Origin of the sequence: Pseudomonas urethralis, assembly GCF_021602465.1 — a bacterium.
Lineage (GTDB): Bacteria > Pseudomonadota > Gammaproteobacteria > Pseudomonadales > Pseudomonadaceae > Aquipseudomonas > Aquipseudomonas vlassakiae.
On record NZ_BQIJ01000006.1, the window covers coordinates 92377 to 109396 of the forward strand.

General features: G+C 63.7%; 15 protein-coding genes. 3 read left to right on the top strand and 12 right to left on the bottom strand.

Annotated elements, in window-relative coordinates; all coding sequences use genetic code 11:
• Positions 1 to 77 precede the first annotated feature (77 nt).
• Together gabT and L6D64_RS11975 are read left to right on the top strand one after the other, a co-directional pair.
• On the top strand, positions 78 to 1355 hold the full coding sequence (gabT, locus tag L6D64_RS11970; protein WP_054887246.1) for a 4-aminobutyrate--2-oxoglutarate transaminase: 1278 nt from the start codon (positions 78 to 80) through the stop codon (positions 1353 to 1355).
• A 138-nt stretch (positions 1356 to 1493) separates the two neighbouring features.
• A complete protein-coding gene (locus L6D64_RS11975; protein ID WP_176509149.1) occupies positions 1494 to 2798 on the top strand; it encodes a response regulator in 1305 nt (434 codons plus the stop codon).
• A 110-nt stretch (positions 2799 to 2908) separates the two neighbouring features.
• Here the strand turns inward: L6D64_RS11975 and L6D64_RS11980 are convergent, their stop codons facing one another.
• The 3 genes from L6D64_RS11980 to desA all read right to left on the bottom strand — a co-directional run bounded on the left by L6D64_RS11980 (position 2909) and on the right by desA (position 5821).
• Entirely contained in the window at positions 2909 to 3364 is a 456-nt protein-coding gene (locus L6D64_RS11980) for a type II toxin-antitoxin system PemK/MazF family toxin (protein WP_176509148.1), read from the bottom strand.
• A 144-nt stretch (positions 3365 to 3508) separates the two neighbouring features.
• A complete protein-coding gene (locus L6D64_RS11985) occupies positions 3509 to 4495 on the bottom strand; it encodes a GGDEF domain-containing protein (protein ID WP_176509147.1) in 987 nt (328 codons plus the stop codon).
• Positions 4496 to 4636: 141 nt separating this feature from the next.
• Positions 4637 to 5821: a delta-9 fatty acid desaturase DesA gene (gene desA / locus L6D64_RS11990; RefSeq protein WP_176509146.1), complete on the bottom strand. Its 1185-nt coding sequence runs from the start codon at positions 5819 to 5821 to the stop codon at positions 4637 to 4639.
• A 148-nt stretch (positions 5822 to 5969) separates the two neighbouring features.
• Between desA and dibA the strand changes: the two genes are divergently transcribed.
• Positions 5970 to 7865 (top strand): phosphodiesterase DibA, encoded by a 1896-nt coding sequence (gene dibA, locus L6D64_RS11995; RefSeq protein WP_176509145.1) that lies wholly within the window; start codon positions 5970 to 5972, stop codon positions 7863 to 7865.
• A gap of 108 nt (positions 7866 to 7973) precedes the next feature.
• Here dibA and L6D64_RS12000 read toward each other — a convergent pair whose 3' ends face one another.
• From L6D64_RS12000 to tcyJ, 9 genes are all read right to left on the bottom strand, one after another.
• On the bottom strand, positions 7974 to 8618 hold the full coding sequence (locus L6D64_RS12000) for a methionine ABC transporter permease (protein WP_079230410.1): 645 nt from the start codon (positions 8616 to 8618) through the stop codon (positions 7974 to 7976).
• Positions 8608 to 9717, bottom strand: coding sequence for a methionine ABC transporter ATP-binding protein (locus L6D64_RS12005; protein ID WP_176509144.1), 1110 nt, complete (start codon positions 9715 to 9717; stop codon positions 8608 to 8610). The genes L6D64_RS12000 and L6D64_RS12005 overlap by 11 nt, the downstream gene beginning before the upstream one ends.
• Before the next feature lies 1 nt (position 9718).
• A complete protein-coding gene (locus L6D64_RS12010) occupies positions 9719 to 10519 on the bottom strand; it encodes a MetQ/NlpA family ABC transporter substrate-binding protein (protein ID WP_176509143.1) in 801 nt (266 codons plus the stop codon).
• Positions 10512 to 11903: an LLM class flavin-dependent oxidoreductase gene (locus tag L6D64_RS12015; RefSeq protein WP_176509142.1), complete on the bottom strand. Its 1392-nt coding sequence runs from the start codon at positions 11901 to 11903 to the stop codon at positions 10512 to 10514. Before L6D64_RS12015 ends, L6D64_RS12010 begins: the two co-directional genes overlap by 8 nt.
• Complete coding sequence (locus L6D64_RS12020) at positions 11903 to 13084, bottom strand: SfnB family sulfur acquisition oxidoreductase (protein WP_176509141.1); 1182 nt, start codon at positions 13082 to 13084, stop codon at positions 11903 to 11905. Before L6D64_RS12020 ends, L6D64_RS12015 begins: the two co-directional genes overlap by 1 nt.
• Before the next feature lie 49 nt (positions 13085 to 13133).
• Positions 13134 to 14375: an SfnB family sulfur acquisition oxidoreductase gene (locus tag L6D64_RS12025; protein ID WP_176509140.1), complete on the bottom strand. Its 1242-nt coding sequence runs from the start codon at positions 14373 to 14375 to the stop codon at positions 13134 to 13136.
• A gap of 241 nt (positions 14376 to 14616) precedes the next feature.
• Positions 14617 to 15375, bottom strand: a complete 759-nt coding sequence (gene tcyN / locus L6D64_RS12030) for an L-cystine ABC transporter ATP-binding protein TcyN (protein ID WP_176509139.1) — start codon at positions 15373 to 15375, stop codon at positions 14617 to 14619.
• Between the two features lies 1 nt (position 15376).
• Complete coding sequence (gene tcyL / locus L6D64_RS12035) at positions 15377 to 16045, bottom strand: cystine ABC transporter permease (protein WP_176509138.1); 669 nt, start codon at positions 16043 to 16045, stop codon at positions 15377 to 15379.
• Positions 16042 to 16836 carry a cystine ABC transporter substrate-binding protein gene (gene tcyJ, locus L6D64_RS12040; RefSeq protein WP_176509137.1) on the bottom strand — a complete coding sequence of 265 codons (795 nt, stop codon included), beginning with the start codon at positions 16834 to 16836 and terminating at the stop codon, positions 16042 to 16044. The genes tcyL and tcyJ overlap by 4 nt, the downstream gene beginning before the upstream one ends.
• Between the last annotated feature and the right edge of the window lie 184 nt (positions 16837 to 17020).

Consider the following 17020-nt stretch of genomic DNA (forward strand, 5'->3'; position numbering starts at 1 on the left):
CGATCAACGAATACTGTTCGCGAACACACCCGGCCACCCCCGAATAAAAGCGCCGCTGTCGGCGCAATGAGGGCTTTATGAGCAAGACCAACGAATCCTTGATGCAACGTCGTGTAGCCGCCGTCCCACGTGGCGTCGGCCAGATTCACCCGATCTTCGTGGAATCCGCGAAGAACTCGACGGTGATCGACGTTGAAGGCCGCGAACTGATCGACTTCGCCGGCGGCATCGCAGTACTCAACACCGGCCACCTGCACCCGAAAGTGGTTGCAGCTGTGCAAGAGCAGCTGACCAAGGTCAGCCACACCTGCTTCCAGGTGCTGGCCTACGAGCCTTACGTCGAGCTGTGCGAAAAGATCAACAAGCTGGTCCCAGGCGACTTCGACAAGAAGACCCTGCTGGTTTCCACCGGCTCCGAAGCCGTTGAAAACGCCGTCAAGATCGCCCGTGCTGCCACCGGCCGCGCTGGTGTTATCGCCTTCACCGGCGGCTACCACGGCCGTACCATGATGACCCTGGGCCTGACCGGCAAGGTCGTGCCGTACTCCGCTGGCATGGGCCTGATGCCAGGCGGCATCTTCCGCGCCCTGTTCCCGAGCGAACTGCACGGTGTCAGCGTTGACGACGCCATTGCTTCGGTCGAGCGCATCTTCAAGAACGATGCCGAGCCGCGCGACATCGCCGCGATCATCCTCGAGCCAGTCCAGGGCGAAGGCGGCTTCCTGCCAGCGCCGAAAGAGCTGATGAAGCGCCTGCGCGAGCTGTGCGACAAGCACGGCATCCTGCTGATCGCCGACGAAGTACAGACCGGCGCTGGCCGTACCGGCACCTTCTTCGCCATGGAGCAGATGGGCGTCGCGCCTGACCTGACCACCTTCGCCAAGTCCATCGCTGGCGGCTTCCCGCTGGCCGGTGTATGCGGCAAGGCCGAAATCATGGACGCCATCGCTCCGGGCGGCCTGGGCGGCACCTACGCCGGTTCGCCGATTGCCTGCGCCGCGGCCTTGGCCGTTATCCAGGTGTTCGAGGAAGAGAAACTGCTGGACCGCAGCAAGGCTGTTGGTGAGCACCTGACCACTGGCCTGCGCAAGATCCAGGAAAAGCACCCGATCATCGGTGACGTCCGCGGTCTGGGCTCGATGATCGCTGTGGAAGTCTTCGAGAAAGGCACCCACACCCCGAACGCTGCTGCCGTTGCCCAGGTTGTGGCCAAGGCGCGTGACAAGGGTCTGATCCTGCTGTCCTGCGGCACTTACGGCAACGTCCTGCGTATCCTGGTTCCGCTGACCGCCGAAGACGCGCTGCTGGACAAAGGCCTGGCTATCATCGAAGAGTGCTTCGCTGAACTCGCCTGATGTGATGCGCTTCATGAAAAAACCCGCTTAGGCGGGTTTTTTTTGTGCCCAGAAAAGCCGGGTGAGGCTATGGTGGTGGAAGGGATTCGCCTTGGAAGCTGCGAAGGACTGTGTGTCAGGGATATTCAGGAGTTGGCCATGAGTGCTGCAGACCCCACCCCACCTTGCGTATTGATCGCCGAGGGCGACCCTTGGGTACGCGAAATGCTGAGCGAAATGCTGCTCAGCGTGCGTTGCGACGCCCGTTTGCAGGTCTGCGCCGACGGCTCGCAGGCGCTGACTGCGCTGGCCAGCAAACCTGACCTGATCATCGCAGCCCGTGAGTTGGCAGGCTGCGATGGCCTCGACCTGCTGCGCAACGTGCGCGCCAAAGGCGCCGAGCTGCCTTTCATTCTCATGAGCAACCGCAGCGATAGCGCCAGTGTGCGCGAAGCGCTACCGCTGCACCCCACGGCTTACCTGAGCAAACCGCTGAACCTGGACAAGCTGCGCAAAAGCCTGGAAGAGTTGCTGCTGGCCGTGGGCGAGCGGATCACCTGCCCGGTGCCGCCGTTGCAGCCTGGCGCCAACCTGCCGGCTTACCTCGAACAACGTCGCGCCACTGCCGATGGCGGGCCGTTGTTCGCCGACGTGCAGGTGGCGATCAAGCGCGCACTCAACCCGCAGGGCCTGAACCTCAAGGTGCTCGAAGAGGAAGTGCGCGACGACCCGCAGATCACGGCGGTGCTCATCGCCGCGGCCAACAGTGCCAGCCTGCACCGTGACGCACCGGTGCAGACGCTGATGCAGGCGCTGAACAAGCTCGGCAGCACCCAGAGCATGAACCTCATTCTCGGCCTTGCCCTCAAGCGCAGTGCGCGGCTGAGCGACCCGCTGCTGACGCAACATGCCACGCATTACTGGAACCTGTCGCTGCACACGGCCGAATACGCCCGCACGCTGGCGCGCATGCTCGAACTGGATCAGGAGCGCTGCTACTGTGCCGGCCTGTTGCACTGCCTGGGCGACCTGGCGGTGCTTCGTTGCCTGCAGGAGTGGCGCCTGGCCGGGGGCGAGCTGGACGAAGACCGGGTGCAGCTGTCGCTCAACGAGTTCGGCGCAGCGTTCGGCTCGGCGCTGCGAACCCGCTGGCGCTTGCCGCTGAGCCTGCGTGAGCTGATCGCGGCAATCTATCAGCTGGGTGGCGGGGTGTATTCGCGGGAGATCCTCGCCTTGAACCTGGCCGGGCAACTGGCGCGCCTGCCGGCGGATCAGGGGCTGGAGAAGATCGCCAGCAGCAAGACGGCGCGTTTGCTGAAGGTTGGGCTGCCGGAGCTGAGCCGGTTGCGCAAGGTGGAGAGTCCAGAGGTGGGGCCGCAGGAAGCTCAGACGCAAGCTGACCCTGTGAACACCAAGCCTGACGGTTTGGTTGACGGAGCGGAGACTGAAAACATCGCGCCCTGAAATGACAAAACCCAGCCAAGGCCGGGTTTTGCAAGTCCCTCAAAGGGGGATAAAACGCTAAGTGCCTCTATGGGCTACGGGGGCAACAGTAAGGAGGATGGGGCAGGCTGTCAACCGCTCAGTAGCGAGCCTGCGTTCATGACCCTGATAATTGCGCGTTGCACCTGTTCGACCACTTCACGAGCGAGCGTCTGATCGAGGCAGCCCCTGCCGGCTTGCCTCGGTTTGAACAGGCGTTCCCTGCTAACTTGTGCGACAAGATCGGCCTTGGCCCATCGTGTCTGCTGTTTGAAATAGGGCAATTCAGCGATCAAGGCTGCCGAAAGCTCAACATGCCATCCGCGGCTTAATTTTCCTGAATCCTTGGTGGTTGATAACGGGACCACTATGCAGGCGTTGGAGTCGATTCTTCCGTTGATCACAATAGCAAGCCGGTTCTTGACCATCTCTGGCTTGAGCCGAAAATCGTAGTGAAAGGGTGCAGCTACTTCTTCGCTGCCGCTTCTGTAGTCACCATAATTGCATTCGAGTATTTGGCCGACTTTGGGCTCGAACCTGATTGCCATGTCCCATCCTGAGGCCTTGGTTTCGGCCTCATGATGTCACGGGACTTGCGCCAAATGAGCTGATCGCAGTCCTTCAAAGCAAATCGAGACCATTCCTACATGGGGCTTCCGCAGATCTGCAGGATTTTTCTGATCTCGATTCCTCTAGCCCCGGACAATCTGATTCTTACCCTGCCGCTTGGCCCGATACATCGCCGCGTCGGCGCGGGCGAACAAGCTGTCCAGCGACTCGTCTTCCTCCGTCAGCCCGGTCAGCCCCTGGCTCACCGTAACGTTGTACACCTCATCGCCATGGCTGAAGCCCTGGCGCTGAATTTCTCGCTGCAACCGCTCGGCAATCTGCTCGGCGACCTGTGCATTGCAGCCTGGGAACACCGCGGCGAACTCCTCACCACCGATGCGCCCGAACAGGTCACCGCGACGTAGCACGGCCTTGCCGCTGTCGGCGATGCGCTGCAGCACCTGGTCACCTTCCTGGTGCCCGTAGTTGTCGTTGATACGCTTGAAGTCGTCGATGTCCAGCAGCAGGAAGGCCAGAGGCGTGCCGTCCTCCCGGGCACTGTCGAAGGCCTGCTGGGCACACTCGAAGAAGTGCCGGCGGTTGCTGCTCTGGGTCAGGACGTCGGTGGTGGCCAGGCGCTGCAGTTCGCCTTCGAGCTGCTTCTTTTCGGTGATGTCTTCGGCGATGCCGACGATGATCACCCGCTCGCCTTCGCTCTGCTGGTTGATGTAGCACTTGTCGCTGAGCCAGCGTACCTGGCCGCTGGCGTTGAGGATGCGGTACTCGCGGTCTTCCACGGCGCCCTTGAGCAGCACCTGGGCCAGGCTGCGTTCGGCGAACTCCAGGTCGTCGGGGTAGATGCTGTCGCGCCATTCGTTGTAGTCGGCCAGCACCAGGCTGGCCGGGCGACCGAAGATGCGCTCGTAGGCCGGGCTGACATAGAGCACCTGGCGGGTTTCCCAGTCGAACGCCCAGAGTACGGCGTTGACGCTGTCGAGCAGCGAGCTGTAGAGCTGTTCGCGCTCACTCAGGCGGGCGACTTCGCCCTGGGCATGGAACAGGGCCAGCAAGGTTTGTGCAGCTTCGGGAGGCGGTGTACCTGAAAATGACGAAGGAGGGGTTCTGGCCATGAGCACGGAGCAGTTCTCATTGATGAGGCGCGCGGCCACTAACCGGCCCGCCACGCGGGCGATGTGCCGGGTTTGAGTGGATTTTCAGCGGGGAAGTTCCAGCAGGCACGCCCCGTTGCCGGGCGTGCCGATCAGCGGCTATCAGGCGCCGGTGGGGCGCAGGGAATAGGTTTTCAGCTGTGCCGCGAAGTCGCGCAGGGCATGGATGCCGCTGGCCTCGGCCTCGTGTACCCAGTCCTTCATGGCCGCGAGCATATCGTGGCCGTTGGCACTGGTGCGAGCCCAGATCTGTTGCAGGGCCAGACGTTTCTCGTAGATGGTTTTCAATGCCTGGCTGTGGGCAAGCATGCGCTCGATGCGCACGTGGTGGCGGTCTTCCAGCAGGCTGGTTTCACGCGAGAGCAGGCGCTTGGCACGGCGGAAGCGGTGGCGCACCGAGGCATCGACCTTGGCCAGCTCCTGCTTGACCAGCGGGCCGATCACCAGTTTGCGGTACTGGGCCATGATCTGGAAACGGTTGTTGAGGATGGCCATGGCTGTGTCCATGTCTAGGCTGGCCTTGCCCTCGACGCGGTGGGCAATGGGTGCGACACGCTGCACCTTGGCCAGGCGCAGCAGGCAGAACAGGCGGATCCACGCCCAGCCCATGTCGAACTCCCAGCGCTTGACCGAGAGCTTGGCCGAGTTGGGGTAGGTGTGGTGGTTGTTGTGCAGCTCTTCGCCACCGATGACGATGCCCCACGGCACCAGGTTGGTGGCGGCGTCGCGGCATTCGAAATTGCGGTAGCCGACCGCGTGGCCCAGGCCGTTGACCACGCCGGCGGCCCAGAACGGAATCCACATCATCTGTACCGCCCAGATGGTGATGCCGAGGGTGCCGAACAACAGCAGGTCGATGACCGCCATCAGCACGATGCCGCCGAGCTTGTAGCGAGAGTAGAGGTTACGCTCGATCCAGTCTTCCGGGCAGTTCTTGCCATAGATGCGCAGGGTTTCGGGGTTGCGTGCCTCTTCGCGGTAGAGTTCGGCGCCTTTGCGCAGAACCGTGCCCAGGCCCTTGTACACCGGGCTGTGCGGGTCGTCCGGGGTTTCGCACTTGGCGTGGTGCTTGCGGTGCACGGCCGTCCATTCGCGGGTGTTCTGTGCCGTGGTCAGCCACAGCCAGAAACGGAAGAAGTGCTTGAGCGCGCCACTGAGCTCCAGGGCACGGTGGGCGGAGTAGCGGTGCAGGTAGAGGGTGACGCTGACGATGGTCACATGGGTCATCAGCAGGGTGACGCCAACCAGTTGCCAGGCCGACAAGTCGAGCAGACCGTTGTACCACATAGGTGTAGAAGCCCTCGGGAATGCAGGGAGAAGGGGGTGATTATCCCTTGGCAGGGAAATAAAACCAGTCACCCTTTCAGATAGGAAGTCACGGCATGTTTCAGCCTTTATAATGCCCCATCTTTTTTCATGGGCTTTCCCCCCCGACATGTCTGTTTCCGTTCGCGACGCCTTGCGCATGGCCGCGCTGTATGTGGTGCTCTCGTTCCTCTGGCTGGTGCTGGCCGAGGTGGTCCTGCGCAGTATGTCTGACGACCCGCTGGCGTTGACCGTGGGCCGGCAGATCAACGTGGTGGTGTGGGTGCTGGTCAGTGCCTTGCTGATCTTCGTGTCCCGCGCCCGTCTGCTCAATTTCATCGGTATCGGCGCGCGCCTGCGCAGCGAGGACCGCGAGCGCCTGCGCATGGCGGCGGCGGTGTTCGACAGCACCTTGGAGGGCGTGCTGGTCACCGACCGCCAAGGCCTGATCGTGCATGTCAACCGCGCCTTCATGCGCATCACCGGCTATCAACAGGATGAAGTGCTGGGCCATCGCCCCAGCAAGTTCAAGTCGGGCCGCCACGGCGTGCCGTTCTATCAGCAGATCTATGCCGCCCTGGCCGAAAAGGGTGAGTGGAGTGGCGAGATCTGGAACCGCCGTAAAAGCGGTGAGATCTATCCGCAGTGGCAGACGATTTGCGCCATCCGTGACGACAGTGGCGAGCTGAGCCATTACGTGGCGGTGTTCAGCGACATCAGCGCGATCAAGCATTCCGAACAGGAACTGGCCTACCTGGCCCACCATGACCCGCTCACCGGGTTGCCCAACCGCCTGCTGTTCAACGACCGCGCCGAGCAGGCGCTGGCTTCGGCGCAGGCCAACAAGCGCGGCTGTGCCTTGCTGCTGCTCGACCTGGATCACTTTCAGAGCATCAACGACGGCCTTGGCCATACCATTGGCGACCAGTTGTTGAAGCTGGTAGGCGAGCGTCTGCGTGAGGCCGTTGGCAGCAACGTGACCCTGGCGCGCCTGGGCGGTGACGAGTTCGCTGTGCTGGCCGAGAACTGCCAGCAGGTTGGCCAGGCCGGCAAGCTGGCACAGGGCATCATCGAACGCATGCGTGAGCCCTTCGAATTCGATGATCACCGGCTGTTCATCAGTGCCAGCGTGGGCATCAGCCTGTTCCCCACCGACGCCCTGAGCGCCGAGCAATTGTTGCGCAATGCCGATTCGGCGCTGTTCAAGGCCAAGGGTAATGGCCGCGCCTGCTATGCGCTGTACACCGAAGAGCTGACCGCTCACGCCCAGCACCGGGTGGAAACCGCGAGCGAGTTGCGCCGGGCGCTGGCCAATGATGAGCTGCGGGTGTTCTACCAACCGGTGCATGACCTGTTCACGGCGCAGAGGGTCGGTGTCGAGGCCTTGGTCCGTTGGCAGCACCCGCAGCGTGGGTTGGTTCCGCCGAGCGATTTCATCCCCATCGCCGAACGCACCGGCCTGATTGCCGAGATCGATGCCTGGGTGTTGCGCGAGGCCTGCCGGCAGATGGTGCGGTGGCGGGAGGATGGGCGGAGGTTGGCGTTCGTTGCCGTCAATATCTCCAGCCGCTTGTTTGGCCAGCGTGAGTTGTACCGGCAGGTGGCCGATGTACTGCATGAAACTGGGCTGGACCCGGCGCTGCTGGAGCTGGAAGTGACCGAGAGTGCGGTCATGGAAGACCCGGAAGTGGCACTGGAACAGCTGCATCGCCTGCGCGAGCTGGGGCTGAACCTGGCCATCGATGACTTTGGCACGGGGTACTCGTCGTTGCTGCGGCTCAAGCGCCTGCCGGTGCAGAAGCTCAAGATCGACCAAGGCTTCGTGGCCGGCTTGCCGCTGGATGATGATGATATTGCCATCGTCCGGGTGATCGTCGCGCTGGCGCGGAGCATGGGCATGCAGGTGCATGCCGAGGGGATCGAACAGGCGGAGCAGGCGCGGTTCCTGCTGGAGCAGCAGTGCCAGTTGGGGCAGGGGTACTGGTTTGGGCGGCCGGTGCCGGCTGGGGATCTGCGCTGGGGCTGAGGGGTATGGCGGGTGTTGTTCAGCGCCTGCGAGATCGAGCGCCGCCCGCGCGGCGCATCGCGGGCGGCGCTCGGTCTCACAGGCGCAGAAAATGTTATGGCAGGCACGTCAACGCTTGTTCAAGCCTTTCGCCAACCGGTCCCCTCCCAGCTGGATCAGTGCCACCAACGCCACCAACATGGCAATCACGGTCAGCATGATCTGGCTGTCGAAACGCTGATACCCATACCGATAGGCAATATCCCCCAGCCCACCCGCACCAATCGCCCCGGCCATGGCTGACGAGTTGATCAGCGTCACCAGGGTGATGGTGAACCCACCGACGATCCCGGGCAGCGCCTCGGGCAGCAGGACGTGCCAGACGATGTGCCAACGCCGGCAGCCCATGGCCTGCGCTGCCTCCACCAGGCCATGGTCGACTTCCCGCAGGCTGACCTCGGCAATCCTTGCAAAGAACGGCGTCGCGGCGATGGTCAGTGGCACCACGGCAGCCCACACGCCATAGGTGGTCCCTACCACCAGCCGGGTGAAGGGAATCAGTGCGACCATCAGGATCAGGAACGGGATCGAGCGGAACAGATTGACGAAGGCGCCCAGCACTCGATTGAGCAGCGGTGCCTCGAAGATACCGCCCTTGTCGCTGGTGACCAGCAGCACCGCCATCGGCACCCCCACCAGCAGTGCGACCAGCGAGGACACGCCGACCATCAGCAACGTGTCGAGCAAGCCTTCAAGCAAGCGATCAAACCACATGGCCCAGTACCTCCACGTCTTCGGCCCAGCGGCGGGCGCGTGCGAGCAATTGATGGGTGTCATGCGGCGAGCCTTGAATCGACAGGATCAGCTGCCCGAGCGCATGCTCGCCGATGGTCTCCACACCGCCCTGGAGCAGGCGCACGCGTCCGCCCAGTTCGCTGAACAAGTCGGACAATGCCGGCTCGCCCAGCAGGGTGAGCTTGAGCACCACCGCGCTGTCATGGCCCGCTGGGCTGGCGCGCAGCTTTGCCTGCAAAGCCGCGGGCAGCTTGGTCTGCAACGGGGCGAGCAGGGTCCGGGTGACGTCATGGTGTGGGTTGCCGAACACGCGCCAGACTTCGCCCTGTTCGACGATAGCGCCACGTTCCAGCACCACCACGCGGTGGCAGATGTCGCGGATCACTGCCATTTCGTGGGTGATCAGCACCACGGTCAGGCCCAGGCGCTGGTTGATGTCGCGCAGCAGTTCGAGGATCGACGCCGTGGTCTCCGGGTCCAGCGCCGAGGTGGCTTCGTCGCACAACAGGATCTCGGGGTCATGCACCAGCGCCCGGGCGATGCCGACGCGCTGCTTCTGCCCGCCAGACAGCTGCGCCGGATAGACGTGATGCTTGTCCTGCAAGCCAACCATCTCCAGCAGTTCGCGGACCTTGTGCTGGCGCTCGGCCTTGGCCACGCCCGCCACCTTCAGTGGCAGCTCGACGTTCTGCCACACGGTCTTGGCCGACATCAGGTTGAAGTGCTGGAAGATCATGCCGATGCGCCGGCGCAGCGCCACCAGGCGCTCCTCGTCGAACGGCGCAATGTCTACCTGATCAATCAGGACACGGCCCTGGCTCGGCTGTTCGAGGCGGTTGATGGTGCGCAGCAGCGATGACTTGCCCGCGCCACTGCGGCCGATGATGCCGAAGATTTCACCACGGCGGATGTTCAGGTCGATGCCCTGCAGTGCCGGTTGTTGCTGGCCAGGGTAGGTCTTGCCAAGGCCGATGAAGCGGACGTGGGCTTCGTTGACCTCCGGGCGCAGGGCCTGCTCCCTGGCCGTTGGCGGCGATGGTTGTGCGGTGGGCGCCCTGAGCGCGTTGGCCTGGCTCATGTCAGCCTTCCCAACCGGCCTGGTACAGGTTGCCATGGGCCTTGTTCAACGCTGCACGCACGGCAGGCGAGTGTTGGTAGATGTCGACGAACTTTGCCAGGCGCGGGTCGTCCTTGCTTTGCGGGCGGATGACGAACTGGATCACGTATTCCTTGTTTTCCAGGCCATCGAACAGCAGCGCCGAGGTGGCATCGAAGCTGTTGGCCAGGCGGATGTAGGCCGGGTAGCCCTGCACAAGGTCGGCGTCGTCATAGGCGCGCACCAGTTGCACGGCTTCGACCTGCAGGATCTTGAGCTTTTTCGGGTTGGCGACGATGTCGTCTTCGGTGGCTTTGTAGCCGACACCCGGCTTGAGGGTGATCAAGCCGGCCTTGGCCAGCAGCTGCAGGCCACGGCCGCTGTTGATCGGGTCGTTGGCGATGGCCACGCTGGCGCCTTCGGGCAGTTCGGCGAAGCTCTTGTACTTCTTCGAGTACAGGCCGACGTTGTTGATGATCCCCGGAGCGTAGGGCACCAGGTTGAAACCGGCGGCAGCCTTGGCATTCTCGAGGAAGGGGATGTGCTGGAAGTAGTTCACGTCGATGTCGCCGCTGTTGAGGCTGACATTCGGCGCGATCCAGTCGCTGTACTCGATCAGCTTCACTTCCAGCCCTTGCTTGTGGGCTTCTTCCACCGCCGCTTCCAAGGGGATGGCAAAGGCCGCCGTGGTGCCGATCTTCAGGGGCTCGGCGGCGAACGCGCTGGTGCACAGGCCGAGGGTGATGGCGATGGCCGCGACGGGCCGGAACAGTTTCTCAAGCATGGTGCAGGGCTCCAGTCGGGGCAGGGGTTGGGTTGTTGCGGTAAGTGGAACCAGGGTGGTCGGCGGGCAGGTGCGGGTGGTCGCTGGCGAACAGCTTCTCGCGCAGGGTGCCGTCGGCGTAGGCGGTCTTGTAGCGACCACGTTGCTGCAGTTGCGGGACCACCAGGTCGATGAAGTCCTCGTAGCTTTCCGGGGTGACGGTACGGGTCAGGTTGAAGCCGTCCAGGCCGGTTTCGTCGATCCAGGCGATCAGCTGTTCGACCACCTGATCGGGGGCGCCGACCAGGGTGACATAGCGCCCGCCGAGGGCGTGCTGCTCCAGCAGGCGGCGGCGGGTCCAGGCGTTTTCCTGCAATTGGCGGGTGGCCGACTGGATGGCGTTGCCCTTGCTGGCGCCGATCGGCTCGTCCAGCCCGTAGGCGGCAAAGTCGATGCCGGTCGAGGCGGCGAAGTGCGCCACGCCGGCTTCGGCGCTGGCATGCTGCAGGTACTCGGCATATTTGGCCTGGGCCTGCTGCTCGGTGGGCGCGACGATCACCGTGATGCCCATGAACACCTTCACCGCCTGTGGATCGCGGCCGGCCGCCTGGGCGGCCGCGCGTACCTTGTCGACCTGGGCGCGGGTAGCGGCCTTGTCCTGGCCGCTGATGAACACGCACTCGGCATGGTTGCCGGCAAAGGCCAGGCCGCGCGGCGAGCTGCCCGCCTGGAACAGTACCGGCGTGCGCTGTGGCGAGGGTTCGCACAGGTGGTAGCCCTCGACCTTGTAGAACTCGCCCTGGTGGCGCACCTTGCGCACCTTGCTCGGCTCGGCGTACACCCGCCGCTCGCGGTCGTTGACCACGGCGTCATCGGCCCAGCTGCCTTCCAGCAGCTTGTACAGCACCTGCAGGTATTCGTCGGCCTGGTCGTAGCGGCGGTCGTGCTCGGGCTGTTGCTCCAGGCCCATGGCGCGGGCGGCGCTGTCGAGGTAACCGGTGACGATGTTCCAGCCGACCCGGCCATTGCTCAGGTGGTCGAGGGTCGAGAGGCGTCGGGCGAACAGGTACGGCGCCTCGTAGGTAAGGTTGGCGGTGAGGCCGAACCCGAGGTGGCGGGTGACGGCAGCCATCGCCGACACCAGCAGCAGCGGGTCGTTGACCGGCAGCTGGATCGACTCCTTCAGGGTTACGTCCACGGAATTGCCGTAGATGTCGTAGGTGCCGACGATGTCGGCGATGAACAGGCCGTCGAACAGCCCACGCTCCAGCAGGCGCGCCAGGTCGGTCCAGTATTCCAGGGTCTTGTACTGGGTCGAGGTGTCCCTTGGGTGGGTCCACAGGCCGTGGTTGATGTGCCCGATGCAGTTCATGTTGAAGGCATTGAGCAGGATCTGCTTGGGCATCAGATAGTCCCCCGGCGTGGAGGGTTTGCGTTGTTCAGGTAGTAGTTGCCGATGGCGTGGTACTTCCAGCGCACCGGGTCGTGCAGGGTGTGCACGCGGGCGTTGCGCCAGTGGCGGTCGAGGTTGTGTTCGGCCAGGGTGGCCTGGCTGCCGGCCAGTTCGAACAGCGTGGTGCCGGCGGCAAGGGACACTTCCGTACTGATGGCCCGTGCTTCGGCAACGGCGATGGAGGCAGCGGCCACGGTGTCGGCATTGCTGTCGGCCTGGGCGCGGTCAAGGATCTCGCCGGCGCGTTCGAGCAAGGCTTCAGCGGCATGCAGGCGGATTACCAGCTGGCCGAAGCTTTTCAGCGTCAGTGGGTCGTCGCTGGCCTTGTCCAGACCGGAGTCGACCCATGGCCGGCTGCGCGTGCGCACGAAGTGCAGGGCGTCCTCCAGCGCGGCGCGGGCGATACCGGTGTCGATGGCAGCGTGGAGAATCTGCGCCAGCGGGCCGACCGGCGTCGGGCGCTCGAAAGCACTCTGGAACGGCACCACGTCGTTGGCATCGACCCAGACGTTGTCGAAGCTCACCGAGCCGCTGCCAGTGGTGCGCTGGCCGAAACCGCTCCAGTCGTCGATCACCTGCAGGCCCTGACTGTCGGCGGGGACGAAGGCCAGCTGCTGGCGGCCTTGGTCGTCGATCACCGAGGTCGGGATCCGTTGCGCATAGAGCGCCCCGGTGGCGTAGAACTTGCGGCCGTTGATGCGGAAACCGGCGCCGTCGTGGGTCAGGCGGGTGGTGCGGTCATGGGCGGTTTTCGTACCCAGTTCGGCCAGCGCATTACCGAAACGGCGGCCGGCCAGGACTTCGGCGTACAGGCGCTGCTGCTGCTCGGGGCTGCCATTCACCCGCAGCACTTCGAGGGCATAGAAGTGGTTCTGCGGAATCTGGCCAAGGGAGGCATCAGCCTGGGCGATGCGGGCGATGACCTGGGCCAGGGTGACGTTGGACACACCGGCGCCGCCGAAGCTTTTCGGGACGCTGATGGCCCACAGGCCGGAGAGAGTGAACAGCTCCAGTTCGGCGTGCGGCAGGCGGCGTTCGCGGTCGCGCAGGGCACTGTCGCGCTTGAGCTGCTGGGCGACTTGCTCGGCGACAGCCAGGGCCTGGCTGTCGCTGGTGATTACGGATGTTGTCATGCTGTTCTCCGGGGCCATGGGGCTGCAACGCAACCCCTGGGCCCGCCAATCAGATCCAGGAATGCCGGGCGGGCAGGGTGCCGTTGAGGTGGTAAGCGCCCACTGCGTGGTACTTCCAGCGCACCGGGTCGTGCAGGGTGTGCACCCGGGCATTGCGCCAGTGCCGGTCGAGGTTGAACTCGGCCAGGGTGGCGCGGCTGCCGGCCAGCTCGAACAGCTTCTCGCTGGCCTGCAGCGAGATCTCCGTGGTCAGTACCTTGGCCTCGGCCACGGCAATCGACGCCCGCGCTGCGGCAGCAGCATCGATCGGCCCGGCATTGACCTCGTCGAGTACCCGCGCGGCCTTGCGCAGCAGCGCCTCGGCGGCATGCAGTTCAAGTTTCAGGCGGCCGATGTCGGCTATCACGTAAGGGTCATCGCTGGCGCGCTCGACCTTGGCCTCGATCCATGGCCGGGATTTTTCGCGGACGAAGGTGATGGCGTCGTCGATGGCTGCCTCGGCGATGCCGGCATCGATGGCGGCCTGAATCAACTGCGAGGCCGCGCCCTGGATATTGGGGATATCGCGCTGGCGCCAGTTGTCGATGACCAGTTCGGCATCGACCGGGACCTGATCGAGCAGCACGGTACCGCTGGCGGTGGTGCGCTGGCCGAAGCCGGACCAGTCGTCGACGATGCGCAGCCCCGGGCTGCCACGGCGGACAAAGGCCAGGCGCTGGCGGCCTTCGTCGTCCAGTGCCTTGACCGCCACCCAGTGGGCGAACAGCGCGCCGGTGGAGTAGAACTTCTCTCCACTGATGCGATAGCCGTCACCGCTGCGGGTGATCCTTGCCTTGAGCGTCAGGGTGTCCTTGGTGCCGCGCTCGGGGCCGGCATTGCCGATGCGCCAGCCGTCCAGCACGCTGCGGAAGATCAGCGCCTGCTGGGCCTCGGTAGCGGTCAGGCGCAGCAGTTGCAGCATGCCGAACTGGTTCTGCGGGATCTGTCCCAAGGCCGGGTCGGCGGCGCTGATCAGGCGGAACACTTCAGCGACCGTCTCGAACGAGACGTCGGGGCCGCCATAGGCCTTGGGTACGCTGATGCTGCCCAGGCCGCTACGGGTGAACTGTTCGATTTCTGCCCAGGGCAGCTTGCGTTGCTGGTCGCGGCGGGCGGCCTGCTCGCGGGCGGTCTCGGCGAGCTCACGGGCGGCTTGCAGGGCTTCGGCGTCGTTGCGCAGAACCTTGGCCGGCAGCAGCAGGGGCGAACTGTCGAGATCGCTGTGGAATGGGGTATTTGGCTGGGTGGTCATCAGAACCGAACCTCACAAAGTGGATGCGTCGCTTCAGCTGATGGCGACAGACTTTTGCTGGTCCGGTGGTCCGGTTCATATACCCTAATGGCTTATCAAAGGTTTATGAACTAACTCTTTGGAATATGTATAGAAGATAGGATTTGCGATGGGCGTGCTGGCGCTATCGCGGATAAATCCGCTCCTACAGGACAGCGTTGTTGTAGGAGCGGATTTATCCGCGATGAGGCCAGAGAGGGGATTACTCGGAAGCAGCAGTCCCGAGGAACTTGCGCAGGAATTGCCGGGTACGCTCTTCCTTGGGATTGGCAAACAGCGCCTTGGCCTCACCCTGTTCCACGATCACGCCCTTGTCGAAGAAGATCACTCGGTTCGCGACATCCCGGGCAAAGCTCATCTCGTGGGTGACGATGATCATCGTGCGCTTCTCCTCGGCCAGGCCGCGGATGGTCGCCAACACCTCGCCGACCAGTTCCGGGTCGAGGGCCGAGGTGGGCTCGTCGAACAGGATCACTTCAGGCTCCATGGCCAGCGCGCGGGCAATTGCCACGCGCTGCTGCTGGCCACCGGAAAGGCGCCTTGGATAGGCGTCTTCCTTGCCCGCCAGGCCGACCTTGGCCAGCAACCGTCGACCCAGGTCGATGGCCTGTTGGCGAGGGGTCTTCTTGACGATCACCGGGCCTTCGATGACGTTCTCCAGCGCAGTGCGGTGGGGGAACAGGTTGAAGTTCTGGAACACGAAGCCAGCTTGCTGGCGCAGGCGGCGGATCGCACTCTGCTGGCCGCCGAGCGGGCGGTTGGCATCGATGCTGATGTCGCCGATCCGAATCTGCCCGGCATCCGGGGTTTCCAGCAAGTTGAGGCAACGCAGGAAGGTGGTCTTGCCCGAGCCGCTGGGGCCGATGATGGCCACTACTTCACCGGGTTGCACGGTCAGGTCGATACCGTTGAGCACGGTCTGGCCCTTGAACTGCTTGGTCAGGCCTTTGGCGACGATCATCTCATTGCTCCTGGTCGTGCTGGTTGACCCGCGCTTCCATGCGGTTCTGGAAGTGCGCGAGGATGCTGCAGAGGACCCAGTAGATCACTGCAACGGCCAGGTACATGGTGAACACCTCGAAGGTGCGCGCGGTAATCAGCTGGGCCTGGCGGAACAGCTCGGGCACCTGGATGGTCGCGGCCAGCGCGGTGTCCTTGACCAGCGAGATGAAGCTGTTGCCCAGGGGTGGCAGCGCGGTGCGCAGTGCCTGGGGCAGGATCGCCCGGCGCATGGCCTGGGTGCGGGTCATGCCGATGCTGGCCGCGGCTTCCCACTGGCCACGGTCGATCGAGGAGATCGCCGCCCGCAGGATTTCGCAGATGTAAGCCGCCATGTTCAGTGACAAGCCGATCAGCGAGGCCGGGATCGGGTCGAGCTCGATGCCGACCTGTGGCATGCCGAAGTAGATCACGAACAGCTGCACCAGCAGCGGCGTGCCACGGAAAAACGACACGTAGATGCGTGCCAGCCAGTTCAGCGGCAAGATCTTCGACAGCCGCATCAGCGCCAGGGCAAAGCCCAGCACCAGGCCGAAGAACATGCCGCCCACACTGAGCAGCACCGTGTAACCCGCGCCCTTCAGCAGGAAGGGCGTGGAGTCGGCGACGAGTTGCAGGCTTTCAGCGATCATTTGGTGACATCGGCACCGAAGTATTTCACGGACAGCTTGGCCAGCGTGCCGTCGGCCTTGAGTTTGTCGATGGCCTTGTTGATCGCCTCCAGCAGCTCAGGCTCGCCCTTGCGCAGCGCTACGCCGCTTTCCAGGCGCGAGAAGGCGTCGCCAGCCAGTTGGGTGTCCTTGGCCTTCTGGGCGTACTCAAGCGCTGCCAGGCGGTCGATGAGGATGGCGTCGATCCGGCCGTTGCGCAGGTCGGCGAACTTGCTCGGGTCGTCTTCATAGGTGCGCACGTCTGCCTTTGGCACGTCCTGCTTCACCCATTGCTCGTAGTTGGTACCCAGGCCGACACCGACTTTCTTGCCGGCCAGGTCCTGCGCGCTCTTGATGTTCAGCTGCTCGGCCTTCTTCTTCAGGATCAGCGCCTGGATGCCGGAGATGGTGTAGGGCTCGGAGAAGTCGTATTTCTTCTTGCGCTCCTCGGAGATGGTCACCTGGTTGACCACCACGTCCAGGCGCTTGGATTCCAGGGCGGCGAGGATGCCGTCCCACTTGGTCGGCTGGATCTTGGCCTTGACCCCCAGCTCCTTGGCCAGCAGCTCGGACAGCTCGACCTCGAAGCCGGTCAGCTTGCCGTTTTCATCCTGGAAGCTGAACGGTGGGTAGGTACCTTCGAGACCGACGTTGATCACGCCCTTGTCCTTGATGGTCTTCAGTTGCTCGCCGGCGAAGGCATGGCTGAGCAGGCCGGCACCTAGCAGGATGGCCAGGCTGGCGTTGAGAAGCGGTTTGGCAAATTTCGACATGGCATGGCCCCGCGCTTGTTGTGGAAGTAGTGGGTGGCGACTATAGAGTTGGCTTTATAGGTCAGGAAATAATAAAAACTTATTTTGTTATATCTATTTTGATCTGTGCCGGGTTTTGACTGCTTTGAGGGTAGGCCAGGATGCTGGCACCGTCATCGCGGCTTATGCCTGACTTAGCGCAGGA

Coding starts and splice junctions, on each gene's coding strand:
- L6D64_RS12015 (WP_176509142.1), bottom strand. CDS start 11,903: ATGCCCAAGCAGATCCTGCTCAATGCCTTCAACATGAACTGCATCGGG.
- L6D64_RS12005 (WP_176509144.1), bottom strand. CDS start 9,717: ATGAGCCAGGCCAACGCGCTCAGGGCGCCCACCGCACAACCATCGCCG.
- L6D64_RS12000 (WP_079230410.1), bottom strand. CDS start 8,618: ATGTGGTTTGATCGCTTGCTTGAAGGCTTGCTCGACACGTTGCTGATG.
- L6D64_RS12020 (WP_176509141.1), bottom strand. CDS start 13,084: ATGACAACATCCGTAATCACCAGCGACAGCCAGGCCCTGGCTGTCGCC.
- dibA (WP_176509145.1), top strand. CDS start 5,970: ATGTCTGTTTCCGTTCGCGACGCCTTGCGCATGGCCGCGCTGTATGTG.
- L6D64_RS12025 (WP_176509140.1), bottom strand. CDS start 14,375: ATGACCACCCAGCCAAATACCCCATTCCACAGCGATCTCGACAGTTCG.
- L6D64_RS11975 (WP_176509149.1), top strand. CDS start 1,494: ATGAGTGCTGCAGACCCCACCCCACCTTGCGTATTGATCGCCGAGGGC.
- tcyL (WP_176509138.1), bottom strand. CDS start 16,045: ATGATCGCTGAAAGCCTGCAACTCGTCGCCGACTCCACGCCCTTCCTG.
- gabT (WP_054887246.1), top strand. CDS start 78: ATGAGCAAGACCAACGAATCCTTGATGCAACGTCGTGTAGCCGCCGTC.
- L6D64_RS11985 (WP_176509147.1), bottom strand. CDS start 4,495: ATGGCCAGAACCCCTCCTTCGTCATTTTCAGGTACACCGCCTCCCGAA.
- L6D64_RS12010 (WP_176509143.1), bottom strand. CDS start 10,519: ATGCTTGAGAAACTGTTCCGGCCCGTCGCGGCCATCGCCATCACCCTC.
- tcyJ (WP_176509137.1), bottom strand. CDS start 16,836: ATGTCGAAATTTGCCAAACCGCTTCTCAACGCCAGCCTGGCCATCCTG.
- L6D64_RS11980 (WP_176509148.1), bottom strand. CDS start 3,364: ATGGCAATCAGGTTCGAGCCCAAAGTCGGCCAAATACTCGAATGCAAT.
- desA (WP_176509146.1), bottom strand. CDS start 5,821: ATGTGGTACAACGGTCTGCTCGACTTGTCGGCCTGGCAACTGGTTGGC.
- tcyN (WP_176509139.1), bottom strand. CDS start 15,375: ATGATCGTCGCCAAAGGCCTGACCAAGCAGTTCAAGGGCCAGACCGTG.